A 12,830-nucleotide genomic window follows, 5' to 3' on the forward strand; every position below is an offset into this window, starting at 1 on the left:
ACGGCCACTAACCCCACAACACACACAACACAACACGACCAGCCCACCGGGCAAGCGCACTCCCAGACCCCAGCAGCCCCGGCGAACCCGCCCGCCGGGCACGCCCAGCGCGGCCCACCCGAGACACACGAAGAAAGGACAGGACCCGACCCACAACCCCGCAACCGCCCGACCGACGCCGATCCCGGCGGCCCTGCCCGCACTAGCACCCGCGAGCCCGCCCGATGTTCGTCCGTCCGGTGCGCGCACTGTCCGCCAACGCCGGGGGTATAAGCAACACTTATAGCCCCGCCAGGTATACACACGACCCACTCGCACCCGACCCACACTCGATCTGATGACCAACCCGTCCGGGCAACGCGCCCGGACCCGGCCAGGAGCACGGCCCCCGCGAACCCGCCCCCCGGGCGCCACGGCATCACTCACCTTCCACAGAAGCAAGCACGATCCAGCGCATCGCACCCATACCTATCGACAATCATAATGGTTATATACCGACTATAATAAGAGTGTTGCATTAGTAGGATGTTAGACACTAGCATCTTACACAAGTGATGCGAACTGTTATCGTCATGGTCGACGTCGACTGATTCGCCGCACTGAAACGGAAGGAGAAGAGTTCGTGCTGAAACCTATGAGCCTCCGCCACTGCATTCCCGCAGTCCTCGCGTTCGCGTGCGCCTCCGTACTCGCGAACGCCTCCCTGGCCTCCGCTGTTACGAGCGCGCCCACCGCTCCCGCCGCTCCTGCTGCTCCCGGTACCCCCGGTGCACCCACGAGCGACTCCACTCAGACCACCCCTCCGGGCCACTCCCCCATGACAATGGTGTGCACAAGCGAACGCGAGGGCTTCCCCGGCTCCGCGGCCCGCCCCAACGACCCCAGCGTCGCCTCCGCCCACTGCCAATACGTCCCCGCACCCACACCCACAGGCGACTCCGCCGGGCAGTGACCCGCGCCCGGCCAGCATCCCAACGCGGACGCCGGGCCCCTCGCCTCGACCGGCGCTCCGACCCACGTCGCAGCCCAGTCCGGGGAGGAAGCGGCCCGCCGCCCATTCGTCCAGGCGCGCTCGCCCAGTCCTCTACGCCCCACTCCCCCGCTGCTCCAGCCGCTGCGACACCACAGTGGTCACGCCGTCGCGCATGGTGACGCCGTAAAGAGCGTCGGCAATCTCCATGGTGCGCTTCTGGTGGGTAACGACGATCAGCTGGGATGCCTGCTGCAGCTCTTTGAAAATAGTGAGCAGGCGCGACAGGTTCACGTCGTCCAAGGCGGCCTCGACCTCGTCCATCACGTAGAACGGCGAGGGCCGGGCCTTGAAGATCGCCACCAGGAACGCGATGGCCGCCAACGACCGCTCCCCACCCGACAGCAATGACAAGCGCTTCACCTTCTTGCCCGCCGGCTTCGCCTCGATCTCAATGCCCGTAGTCAGCATGTCCTGCGGGTCCGTGAGCACCATGTCGCCCGTGCCCCCCGGGAAGAGCACCGAGAAAGTGTGGGCGAACTGCTCGCGCGTGTCCGCGAACGCGCTGGTGAACGCCTCCTCCACCCGCCGGTCCACGTCCTCGACGATGCGCAGCAAATCCGCCTTCGACGACTTCAAGTCCTGCACCTGGTCCACCAGGAACTTGTGGCGCGCCGCCAACGCCTCATGCTCCTCCAGGGCCAGCGGGTTCACGCGCCCCAACTTCTCCAAATCCCGTTTGGCGCGCCGCAGAGCCTCCTCCTGCTCGGCACGGACGAAAGGCCGCCCAGCCGGGGCGCCCGCCGGGACCGGGCCCGCCCCGTCCCCAGCGCCCTCGTCCTCGGCGATCACCGGCACCAGCATGTGCGGGCCGAACTCCTCCACCAGCGCGTTCGCCTCGATCGACAACTCCTCGACGGCCCGCGCCTCAATGTGCTCCACCCTCATGCGCAGCTCCGCGCGCGCCACCTCGTCGCGGTGGGCTGCCGACGTCAGCGCCCCGAGCTCCGCCGCTGCCTGGTCGGCCGCCCTGCGCGCCCGGGCCACCTCCTCGGCCAGGCGCGTCCTCTCCCGCTCGGCGGAGGAACGATCCTCCGCCGCCTTGCGCACCGCGCCCTCCGCGACGGCCAGCGCCTTGCCTGCTGCCTCCTCCACGTCGAGTGCCCGCTCCAACTCCGTGCGGCGCTGCGCCTCCCGCCTGGCGCGCAAGGCCCGGGCCTCACGCTCCCTGGCGGCCGCCTGCCGCAAGGAACGGGCCCTGGCCTGGACCTGCCGGGAGCGCTCCTCCAGCGCCCGCAGCTCCAATCGCGCACGGGTCTCCGCCTCGCGGGCCTCCTTCGCCCGACGCACGGCCTCCGCCGCAGCGGCCTGCGCGTCCTCCACGGACTCCGGCTCCTCAACTGATTCGGCTGCCGCCGCCCGCTCCCGCGCCTCCTCGAGCGCACTGAGCGCCCACTCGACCTGGTCGTCGGCGCGCCTGGCCGAGTCCTGGGCACGGCGGGCCTCCGCCTCGGCGGCCTTCGCAGCCGACGCCGCCCGCGCGTACTCCCCCTCCGCTTTAGCGCGCTGGGCGTCCTGGGCGCGCAGCTCCCGCAAAGCGGTGTTCGCCTCCCGCACAGCCGCGTCCAATGCGTTGTTCGCCGCCTCCAATTCGCGGGCCACGTCTTCGCACATGGCCGCCGCCGCCTCCGCGCGCTGCACCGCCTCCTCGTGGGAGGCCCGCAGCGCCAGGGTCGACGAGGCGCGGGCCCCCGATCCGGTCACCGTGCCCCTGCCGAAAACGTCCCCGCCGCGCGTCACCGCCACGCGCACGCCCCGAACGCGCAGGGCAGCCAGTGCCTCCCGCGGTTGCGCGGCGATCACCGCGCCCTCGAGGAGGGCCGCCAGAGCGCCCGCCCTCTCGCCGAGGGAGACAACCCCCCGGGCGGGGCGCACGCCCTCGGGCAGCTCCCCCATCCCAGCGGCACGGGCGGCGTCCGCGCCGGCAGGGGCGCCAATAGCGCCAGGGTCAGCGTCCGGCGCGAAATCCTCAGCGGCCCCCAGCCCGGGTTCAGCGCCGCCAGCGCCCGCCTCGGCCCCGGCAGCCGATCCCGCAGAGCCACCCGCGCCCGCCTCGGCCCCGGAAACCGGCCCCGCAGAGCCACCCGCACCCGCCTCCGCGACCACCATGCGGATCATGCCGCCGCCCCGGCGCTTCGCGCGCTCCAACTGCTCGAGCGCCGCCTCCGCGTCAGCGACCACCACGGCGTCCGTGTAAGGCGACAACAGGGCAGCTGCGGCGTCCTCGAAGCCAGGCTCGGCGCGCACCGACTCTGCCGCCAGCCCCAGGACCCCGTCCCCGCCCAGCAGGTCCGCGGTCTCGTCGGCGGGCTGCAGGGACTGGGCCAAGGTGTCGCGGCGCGACTCCCAGCGCGCCCGCTCGGCCCGCGCCTCGCGCTCCCGGCCCAGCAGGGCGTCCACGCGGGCCCGCGCCTCGTCGCGCGCCCGGGAGGCCTCCCGATGGCGCCCGGCCGCGCCCCCCGCGTCCCCGCCATCCGCGCTGCCGCCGGGGTCCTCCATGCCCGCAAGTTCCGCCTCGGCTGCGTCCCTGCGGGCGGTCGCGTCGTCCGCGGCCCGGTGGGCGCGCTCCGCCTCCCCCTGGGCGGACTCGTGGCGCGACACGGCGGTGGCGACATCCCCCGCCAAGCGCGCCGCCCTCTCGCGGTGGTCGGCCACGCGGGCGTTCACCAGAGCCAAGCGCCGGGAGGCCGCCTCGTCAGCGTCCTCGCACTGCCCGCGCTCCCGCGTCCGGGCAGCCAGAGCCGTTCGGGCTGCCTCCACCTGAGCGAGCAGCCGCGCGTCCTCCTCCCCGGCGCGCGCCGCCGCCTCGTCGAGAGCCCGGGGGTCCTCGCCCGACGGCTCGGGCTCAGGTTGGCGCCGGAGCGCGACCTTCTGCCCGGCGGCCATGTGCGTGCCGCGCAGGCGCTCTGTGATGGTGGTGAGGGAGGTCCACACGCTGCCCGCCTCCTCCACGCGCGGCCCCAACTGGCGCTCCTGGTCCTCCAGGGCGGCCAGGCGCTCGCGCGCCGAAGCGAGCTCCCCCTCCAGCTGGGCGCGGCGGCGGGCCGTCGCATCCTCCGAGGCGGAATGGGCATCCAGGCGCTCGCGCGCCGCCACCAGGTCGTCGGCGAGCAGGCGGGCCCTCGCGTCGCGCACCCGGGCCTGGATGACGTGGGCGCGCCTGGCGGTCCGCGCCTGGCGTGCCAGGGGTCCCAACTGCCTGTGGATCTCGTTGGTCAGGTCCAGGACGCGCACCAGGTTCGCATCCATGTCCGCCAGCTTCTTCAGCGCCCGCTCCTTGCGGCGCCGGTGCTTGAGGACCCCGGCGGCCTCCTCGATGAAACCCCGTCGCTCCTCCGGCGTGGAGGACAAGATCGCGTCCAGCTGGCCCTGGCCGACGATGACGTGCATCTGCCTGCCCATGCCCGTGTCCGACAGCAGTTCCTGCACGTCCAAGAGGCGCGCGGGGGCGCCGTTGATCTGGTACTCGCTGCCGCCCCCGCGGAACAGGGTGCGGCTGATCGTCACCTCGGAGTACTCGATGTCGAGCAGGCCGTCCGAGTTGTCGATGGTGAGGTCCACCTGGGCACGGCCCAGGGCCGGGCGCGACCCCGCGCCCGCGAAGATGACATCGGCCATGTTGCCGCCCCGCATGGCACGGGCGCCCTGCTCGCCCATGACCCATGCGAGGGCGTCAACGACATTCGACTTCCCCGACCCGTTGGGCCCGACGACGCACGTGATCCCCGGTTCGAGGCGCAGCGTCGTCGCGCTGGCGAAGGACTTGAACCCCCGCAGCGTCAGGCTCTTCAGGTACACGCTGTGATAATAGCGTTCCGATCAGTAGATCTCGGGGAACCACAGGGTGATCTCGCGGTTCGCGCTCTCAGCGGAGTCCGAGCCGTGGACGAGGTTCTCCATGTGGGGAGTGTTCCACGCGCGGCCCAGGTCGCCGCGGATCGTCCCGGCGGCGGCCGTCGTCGGATCGGTGGCGCCCATGAGGTTGCGCATGCCCTCGACGACGCGCTGCCCCTCGACGATGATGGCGACGACCGGCCCCGAGCCCATGAACTCTACAAGCCCTGGGAAGAAGGGCTTGTCCTTGTGGTCGCGGTAGTGCTCGGCGAGCAGTTCCTTGGAGGCGACCATGAGTTTCAGGCCCTTGATCGTATACCCCTTCGATTCGATGCGGCGGATGATCTCCCCCGTGAGCCCGCGGGCGAAGCCGTCGGGCTTGACGATGATGAGGGTGTGCTCCAACGCGGGGTCCAACAGCTGCTGAGCGTCCAGCAGGACGGACTTGGCGGTCATTCGGGGCCTCCTTGGGTGTCAGTTCCTTTGCTCAAGCATATCGGTCAGGGCCGCGATGGCGGCGTGCGCGTCCTCTCCCACTGCTGTGAGGTGGACCGTGTCTCCCTGCGCGACGCCCAGGGACATGATCTCCAGCACCGAGGCCCCGCTGGCGCCGTTGACGGTGATCCGGGACTCGAATGTGCCCGCCAGGCGCACGAAGAGGGCGGCCGGGCGCGCGTGCAGGCCGACGGGGTCGGCCACGACCGCGTCGGCCTCGGCCCGTTCCTCGCCGTCGTCCAGGTCCTCCGGGGCGGTGCCCGCGGTTCCCCTTTCCGGCGAGGCGGGGGTCAGGTCGATCGACGCGCCTTCCGACGAGGCGGGGGCCGTGCCCGCTGAGCTGCCACTGAAGGCGTCCGCCGCGGTTGTGCCCGGCCCGCCACCACTGGCAGCGCAGGTTCCGGCAGTGCCCGCCACCTCGTCCGCCGTTGTGCCACCGGTGGGCCCGGAGCAGCCGCTGCCCCCAACGCCCGCCTCGCCCGCGTGGTCCGGCGCGCCCTGGCCCTGGGTCCCGAAACGGACGGACGCCGCTGCCCGCGCCACGGCGTCGAGGGAGTCGCCGACCTCGGCGCGCACGGCCGCGGCCACTGCGCCCTCCACGAGGGCAGTGTCCACCAGGCGGACCCGTTCGGGGGCCTCGCTCATCTCGACGACCGATTCGGCGGTCATGGTGGCCGAACCCAGGTCCGTGAGGACCACGGCCCCGCTTCCTGGCCCATCGACTGCGGCCAGGACCGCCTCGAGCGCCTCCTCGATGCGGTCGTAGGAGGTGCCCAGGCCCCCGTCCTCCAAGCCCCCGGCGGCTCCTATGGTCACGCCCGGCGCCATTTGCCCCGCCAACTCGGCGACCCCCCGGGCCAGCAGGTCGGAGTGGGAGGCGATGACGATCCCCACGCGGCTCACGACTGCTCCCCCGCCGGTTCCGCGTCCCTGGGAGACTCCGCGGCGCGCTCCGCGTCCTCAGCGCCCTCTCCCGCGCGCGCCGCCGCCGCGGCCTCGGCGAGGATGAGCGCGGAGGACACGGCCCCCGGATCCAAGTGCCCGATCGACCGCTCCCCCAAGTACGAGGCGCGGCCTTTCGTGGCGCGCATCGGCTCCGTCGCCTCGGCGCCCCCTTGGGCAGCTGCGGCCGCCGCTTCGAGCACTGCTGCGGGGCAGGCCCCCGCCTCGGCGGCGCTCCTGGCGGCCCTGGCCGCCGGGGACCAGGCGTCCACCATGGTCTTCTCCCCCTCGACGGCCTTGCCGCGCGCCTGGATGCCACCCAGCGCCGCCTCGACGACTCCGGCGGCACCAGCACCGTCCAAGCCGCCCGCGCCCGCGGCCTTCGCGCCGCGCAGGAACGCCGTCCCGTACAGGGGGCCGGCCGCGCCGCCGACCGTGGACATCAGGGTCTTGGCCACAAGTTTCAGCACGTCGGCGACAGTTTGGGGGTCCTGGGACGCCAGGGCGTCCACGACCGCGCCGAAGCCCCGGTCCAAGTTCTCCCCGTGGTCGCCGTCGCCGATCTGGCGGTCCAAGTCGATCAAGCGCTCGCGCTGCTGACCGACCCGCTCACGGGTGCGCTTCATCCATTCGAGCGCCCACGCGGCACCGAGTTCACTCATCTTCTTCCTCCCAATAGGGGCGCGAGGCGGACCCTGTGCCCGCCCCTCGCCATCAGTCCGTTCCGGGCGCGCTGCTTCCGAGCGCGCGCCCACCGCACCATCGCGCGGGGGCGCACAAACCCGGGGCGCGTGCGCCCAGTCACTTCCATGCGGGCGAGCGCCACTTCCAAGAGTGCGCCCACCATTTCCGAGCGGGTGCGCGTCACTTCCAAGCGGGCGTGCGCGCGGGCGCGTCGAAAAGGCCCAGCAGCTCATCGTCGACACGGGTGAGGGTCACGGACACGCCCGGCATCTCCAGGCTGGTCACGTAGTCGCCCACCAGCGCGCGCTCGATGACGACTCCGTCAGCCTCCAGCAACTGCGCCAAGCGCCTGTGGCAGATGTACAGCTCCGAACCCGGGGTGCCGCCCATGCCGTTCACCAGCGTGATGACGCGCTCGCCCGAGCCCAGCCCCAGGTCGTCCCTCACCCGCCGGTACAGTTCCTCCACCAGGGCGTCCGCACTCTCCATCCGCCCGCGCCGGTAGCCGGGCTCGCCGTGGATGCCGATGCCCAACTCGATCTCGTCCTCACCGAGCTCGAAGGAGGGCTTGCCCGCGTGGGGCACCGTGCACGGGCCGAGGGCAAGGCCCATGGACCGGGTCTGCTCGTTGACGCGCGCGGCGATGGCCGCCACCCCGTCCAGGTCGTCGCCGCGCTCCGCCGAGGCGCCAGCGATCTTCTCCACCAGGACCGTGCCCGCCACGCCGCGCCTGCCCGCCGTGTACAGGGAGTCCTCGACGGCGACGTCGTCGTTGACGACCACTGTGGCGACGCGAATGTCCTCCATGTCCGCCATTTCCGCGGCAGTCTCGAAGTTCAAGACATCGCCCGTGTAGTTCTTGACGATGTGGAGCACCCCCGCGCCCCGGTCGGCGGCCTTCGTGGCCTCCAGGATGGGATCGGGGGTCGGCGATGTGAAGACCGCCCCCGGGACTGCGGCGTCAAGCATCCCCAGTCCAACGAATCCCGCGTGCAGGGGCTCGTGCCCCGAGCCGCCGCCGGAGACGAGGCCCACCTTGCCCTCGTCTTTCGGCGTGCGCCGGGTGACGTAATCAGGGTCCAAGTGGACATCCACCAGGTCGGCGTGCGCCAGGGCGAACCCCTCAAGGGTTTCGCGCACGACAGAATGGACATCGTTGACGAGCTTCTTCATTGTGCCTCCTTGCAACTCCATGAAACGTGCAGTGCCGTCATGGACAATCGTGCCACGCCCGGCGGGAAAATCCCAGAGTTCGGGCATCGTCCTGGGAAGGCCACCGGGCGCACCCCACCTGGGTACGCACACAAGGGACCCGAATTAGACAACACGCACCGCACTGGGCGGCTTGATTCCGCCCTTGTGTGCGACGACGTGTTGCGTAATTCCAGCCGTTGTGTGCGCACTCGGGCGGGGCGCCTCCACGAGGGGGACCGGGAGTTGCTCCCAACCCCGCCCACCAGTTGTGCGCGCCCGTGGCGCCTACTCGGGGAGCTTGCCCGCCAGCGCCAGCATGTCGCCCGCCAGGTGCACGGACCCGAAGACCAGGACGCCGCTGCGGTCCGACGGACCGGCCCCCGCCTCGGCGAGCGCCGCCGCCCGGTCGACCGCGTCCGCCAGGCCCTCCACCGCGTCGACCCTGTCGGGGCCGAACACATCCGCCGCCACACGCGCCAGAGCGTCGATGTCGGCGGCGCGGCCCCCGTCCATGCGGGTCACCACGACGTGGTCCATGAAGGGCTCCACCTCCGAGAGCACGCCCTCCACGTCCTTATCCCCCATCGCCGAGTAGACGCCGACGACGCGGGAGAAGCCGAAGGACTCCTCGAGGGCGTCGCGCAGCGTGCCCGCTCCCGCCGGGTTGTGGGCAGCATCCACGATGATCGTCGGCGAGCGCCGCACCACTTGCAGCCTCCCGGGGCTGGAGGCCGCCATCATCCCCGACTCCACGATCCGCCCGTCCAGGGCGCGCCCGCCCATGAACGCCTCGACTGCCGCCAGCGCCACCGCGGCGTTGTGCGCCTGGTGCTCGCCCAGCAGCGGGACGAACACGTCCTCATACACCGCCGCGGGCGTGCGCACAGTCACCAGCTGGCCGCCGACGCCCATTTGGCGGTCCACCACCTCGAAATCGCGGCCCTCGACGCGCAGCACGGCGTCCACCTGGCGGGCGCGCTCCTCGAGCACCGCCATCGCCTCCTCGCTCTGAGGCGCCACGACGACGATCTGCCCGGGTTTGATGACCCCTGCCTTCTCACGGGCGATCTGCTCGACGGTGGACCCCAGCCACCGCGTGTGATCCACCCCGATGGGGGTGATGACCGAGACCCCGGCGCCGATGACGTTCGTCGAGTCCCACGTGCCGCCCATGCCGACCTCCACGACGGCGGCGTCCACCGGGTAGTCCGCGAAAGCCGCGAACGCCATCACCGTGAACACTTCGAAGAACGACAAACGGGGGCCGCCCTGCTCCTGGCTGCGCTCGTCGACCATACGGATGTAGGACTCCACATCCCGCCACGCGGCGATGAAGCCCTCCCGGCTGATCGGGTGGCCCTCCAAGCTGATCCGCTCGCGCACGTCAATGAGGTGCGGGGAGGTGAAGCGCCCCACTTTCATGCCGAACGCCGTGAGCACCGCGTCGATCATCCTGGCGGTGCTGGTCTTGCCGTTCGTGCCCGTCACGTGTACCGACGGGTAGGCGTTCTGCGGGTCGCCCAGGATGTCGAGGACCGTCTTGACGCGGTCGAGGGTCGGGTCGATGTCGTGCTCGGGGGCGCGCTCCACGATGGACTCGTAGATCCGGCGCACCTGCGCGTCCAGTTCGACCTGATCGGCCGCCGCTGCCAGGGCGGCGTCGTGGGTGCTGCTGGCGTTACTGCGGGCGCCGGACGCGCTTCGCGAGGCGCGAGTGGCGTCCCGGTCCCCGGTCGCGCCCGGGCCACTGCTCTGATCGGCCCCGTCGGACCAATCGGCTTCCTCGCCGAAGTCCGCATCATCGGCGAACGCCTCATCGAAGTCCCCTGTGATCTCGGCGAGGATAGTCGGGTCGGGACCCACCAGCAGCGAGTTCTCCACCAGGGCGCGCAACGCCGCGTCCCGGGCGCTGTCGTCGGCGGCTGCCACGTTCACTTCCTGCACCTGGTCGGCCCCCTCGTCCGGGGCGTCGGCGGCCTCGAGGTAGGGAACGAGGTCGGCGGGGACGCCCCGCGCCTCGTCCTCACTGCTGTGTCCGAAGAATGCTTCGCCTGCCATGTGTTCCTCCCTGCGCCACTCGACGCCGACTGCCTACTGCCGGGCTTGGCCGCGGCGTGCTCGAAGTCGCGCCTGGCCAATTCTAGCGACGCCGCGCCAACGACGGCCGCCAGTGGAGTTCCGGCGCGTTCCGCCGCAGGGTGTGAGCCCTGGCTCTTCGGTCCTCTGTCCTCGATCCTCTACCTTTTATCCTTCAACACAGGATGCACCCCGAGGACTGGACCGGGCTGTAGCGGAAACCGGACCGTGTCGGTCCGACGGCATGGGATACACCCCTTCCCCTCCGCGTCGCAGAGACGGTCGCGCACGTCTCTGTCCGACGGCATGAGATATGCCCTTCCCCCTCGTTTGCGCACACAAGGGCGGTATTTCCGCAACACGCGGCCGCACACAAGGGCTTGATTCCGTCGTTGTGTGCGCTCCGGTGTTGCGTTATTCAGAGCCTTGTGTGCTGTTCCGACAGGGATCGGGGGCTCCGGTGGCGGCCCTGCGGACGTCGCGCACCGTGCGGGGACCGGGGGCTCGGAACGGCGGGCTCTTGGGGGTGCTTCTCGGGGCCTGCTTCTTTCCCTGACAGATGGGATGGTTGTGCACAGATCATGGTGGGGGTCTGGTGCTGGGGGTGTGTGGGGCGTTACCATCGAAGGTGAGTGAAGCGGGCCACTGCAGTGGCTCGGGTTGACACGAGGATGTGGTACGACATGGGAGTCGAAGACACCCCCTTGTCCGACGGCGCCGCGCGATCCGGAGGGCGTGACGACCGGGAGCGGCTGATCGCTGGTGTCGATTCGAGCGATTCCATGCCCATTGAGACCATTCCTTCCAGTGGTGCGCATGCCCTATCCGGCTCCGGCGGGGACGCCCCGTCCGACGGTGCGCACACTTTCTTGTCCGAGGACCGGCCCGACTCGGGCATTGCCGGGGACGGGCAGGGCGCGGGACCGGAAACCGACAACGCGGCCGTCGGCGATCCGTCTGCTGACGGCCCCGCCAGCGGCCTGCCCGACGGCGGTCCTGCCGACGACACCGTCGGCGACCAGTCGGCTGAGGTGTCCGTCGGTGACGGGTTCGCCGACGCTGGTGATGGCGGTGGTGGTGGGATGTCGCCTGTGGTGCGCGAGTACGTGGAGCGGTTGCGGAGTGAGGCTTTGGCGCGGGATGCGCAGTTGCGGGCGCGGGGGATCGACCCGTACAAGGGGACTCCCGTGGATGAGAAGCCCCGTCGGCGGTGGGGCGCGCGGGCGCTGGCAGCACTGGTTGTCCTGGTGGCTGTGGTGTCGGTGGGGGCGTATGTGGTGTTCTTCCATGGCGAGCCGGATTACGGGATGAGCCATGGCTACCAGGTCCAGTCCGACGGGAGCCTCAAGCGCCCCAGCACCCCAGTGCACCAGCCCAGCGCCCCGGCCGAACTCCTGCGGTTCACCGACGACGCCAGCGAGATCGCCGCAACACACTACTTCGAGGCAGTGGCCTACGCGTGGAACACCGGGGACACCCAGTACATGAGAGCATTCAGCTCACCAGACTGCCAGTTCTGCCAAAAAACCGCAGACGATATCGACCGTCTATACGAAGAAGGAGGATGGGCGTCTGGAGCAAAGTTCACAAACGTAGTACCACACCCCCTTGGAAGGTACAGCGACGTCGAGAACTACGGGGAGGACACCTACGGTGTTCGCGTGTCGTTCCACCAGTTAACGCCAGACCTATACGCCCATAACGCGTTTCATGCATCCGAAGAGCGCGACGACGAAGTCACTGTCCTCGTCCACTGGGATGGGCAACGGTGGGCCGTGCGAGAACTTGGCCGGGACCAGAACACGGAAGGGAGCAACTGAAGATGCGCGCTCAACGACACATCAGGACACCTCTTGTTGCCGTTTTCTGCGCCTGGTTAACAATAGCGAGCACACCAATATCGTTCGCCGACTCTCCAGGAGATCCCGAAAACACGACGTTCGATACCCAAATCTCAGGAAATGACGTCATTTTCAAAGGGACGTATACGTCCAGTGTGAACTCGGACGCTTCATCACGCCAGCGGGAACCGAACTCCTCTCAAACGGGCCCCAGCTTCCCCGCGGATGGCGTTCCGGCGGTGTCCGGGGGATCTGGGGTGCCCGGTGTGTCTGGTGGTTCTTCGGTTCCGGGTGGGCCTGTGACGGGGGGTCCGTTGGAGATGGTGTGCACGGGTGAGCGGGAGGGGATTCCGGGGTCTGCGGCCAGGCCGGGGGATGCGGGCGCGGTCTCCTCGCACTGCCAGTACGTGCCCGGCACCCCCACCACAACACCAACGGACGAAGAGGAGCCCGCAGAAGAGGAGGGCGGGGGTGAGGGGGAGGCGCCGACTGCGGAGACGATCGTGCGCACCGCCCTGTCCCGGGTGGCGGTGTCGGGCGCGGGATTGTCGTGGCAGCCCCGCAAGAAGTCGTACACGAATGCAGGGGGGCCCACCATCGTCTACGCCGCCACTCCTTCTCAGACCCACACCACGGCCCTGTTCGGGCACGAAGTGACGATCACCCTGACCGCGTCACACTACTCTTACGATTTCGGGGACGGCACTCCTCCTTTGGTGACCACCAGGGCCGGG

The 12,830-nt window shown here is 70.3% G+C and carries 8 protein-coding genes and 1 pseudogene; 3 read left to right on the plus strand and 6 right to left on the minus strand.

The window, feature by feature from the left end; all coding sequences use genetic code 11:
• The first annotated feature begins 622 nt into the window (after positions 1-622).
• Positions 623-952 (plus strand): serine/threonine protein kinase, encoded by a 330-nt coding sequence (locus G447_RS12085; RefSeq protein WP_243442343.1) that lies wholly within the window; start codon positions 623-625, stop codon positions 950-952.
• A gap of 132 nt (positions 953-1,084) precedes the next feature.
• Here G447_RS12085 and G447_RS0108400 read toward each other — a convergent pair whose 3' ends face one another.
• The 6 genes from G447_RS0108400 to G447_RS0108425 form a co-directional block, all read right to left on the minus strand.
• Complete coding sequence (locus tag G447_RS0108400; protein WP_026430724.1) at positions 1,085-4,828, minus strand: chromosome segregation SMC family protein; 3,744 nt, start codon at positions 4,826-4,828, stop codon at positions 1,085-1,087.
• Positions 4,829-4,849: 21 nt separating this feature from the next.
• Complete coding sequence (gene ndk, locus G447_RS0108405; protein WP_026430725.1) at positions 4,850-5,320, minus strand: nucleoside-diphosphate kinase; 471 nt, start codon at positions 5,318-5,320, stop codon at positions 4,850-4,852.
• Between the two features lie 18 nt (positions 5,321-5,338).
• Positions 5,339-6,262 carry a dihydroxyacetone kinase phosphoryl donor subunit DhaM gene (dhaM, locus tag G447_RS0108410; RefSeq protein WP_026430726.1) on the minus strand — a complete coding sequence of 308 codons (924 nt, stop codon included), beginning with the start codon at positions 6,260-6,262 and terminating at the stop codon, positions 5,339-5,341.
• Positions 6,259-6,963, minus strand: coding sequence for a dihydroxyacetone kinase subunit DhaL (gene dhaL / locus G447_RS11390; protein ID WP_051226297.1), 705 nt, complete (start codon positions 6,961-6,963; stop codon positions 6,259-6,261). The genes dhaM and dhaL overlap by 4 nt, the downstream gene beginning before the upstream one ends.
• Positions 6,964-7,165: 202 nt before the next feature.
• Positions 7,166-8,158, minus strand: coding sequence for a dihydroxyacetone kinase subunit DhaK (dhaK, locus tag G447_RS0108420; protein WP_026430727.1), 993 nt, complete (start codon positions 8,156-8,158; stop codon positions 7,166-7,168).
• 306 nt (positions 8,159-8,464) lie between these two features.
• A complete protein-coding gene (locus tag G447_RS0108425) occupies positions 8,465-10,237 on the minus strand; it encodes a bifunctional folylpolyglutamate synthase/dihydrofolate synthase (protein ID WP_026430728.1) in 1,773 nt (590 codons plus the stop codon).
• A gap of 701 nt (positions 10,238-10,938) precedes the next feature.
• On the opposite strand from G447_RS0108425, the gene G447_RS12660 reads away from it, so the two are divergent.
• Together G447_RS12660 and G447_RS11785 are read left to right on the plus strand one after the other, a co-directional pair.
• Entirely contained in the window at positions 10,939-12,075 is a 1,137-nt protein-coding gene (locus tag G447_RS12660) for a DUF6318 family protein (RefSeq protein WP_243442344.1), read from the plus strand.
• Positions 12,076-12,416: 341 nt separating this feature from the next.
• Positions 12,417-12,830 (plus strand): annotated as a pseudogene (locus tag G447_RS11785) (hypothetical protein); the annotation flags it as partial.

The sequence above is a fragment of the Schaalia georgiae DSM 6843 genome (assembly GCF_000429245.1).
In the GTDB taxonomy this organism is placed as follows: Bacteria; Actinomycetota; Actinomycetes; order Actinomycetales; family Actinomycetaceae; genus Pauljensenia; species Pauljensenia georgiae.

Coding starts and splice junctions, on each gene's coding strand:
- dhaL (WP_051226297.1), bottom strand. CDS start 6,963: ATGAGTGAACTCGGTGCCGCGTGGGCGCTCGAATGGATGAAGCGCACC.
- G447_RS0108425 (WP_026430728.1), bottom strand. CDS start 10,237: ATGGCAGGCGAAGCATTCTTCGGACACAGCAGTGAGGACGAGGCGCGG.
- G447_RS12660 (WP_243442344.1), top strand. CDS start 10,939: ATGGGAGTCGAAGACACCCCCTTGTCCGACGGCGCCGCGCGATCCGGA.
- ndk (WP_026430725.1), bottom strand. CDS start 5,320: ATGACCGCCAAGTCCGTCCTGCTGGACGCTCAGCAGCTGTTGGACCCC.
- dhaK (WP_026430727.1), bottom strand. CDS start 8,158: ATGAAGAAGCTCGTCAACGATGTCCATTCTGTCGTGCGCGAAACCCTT.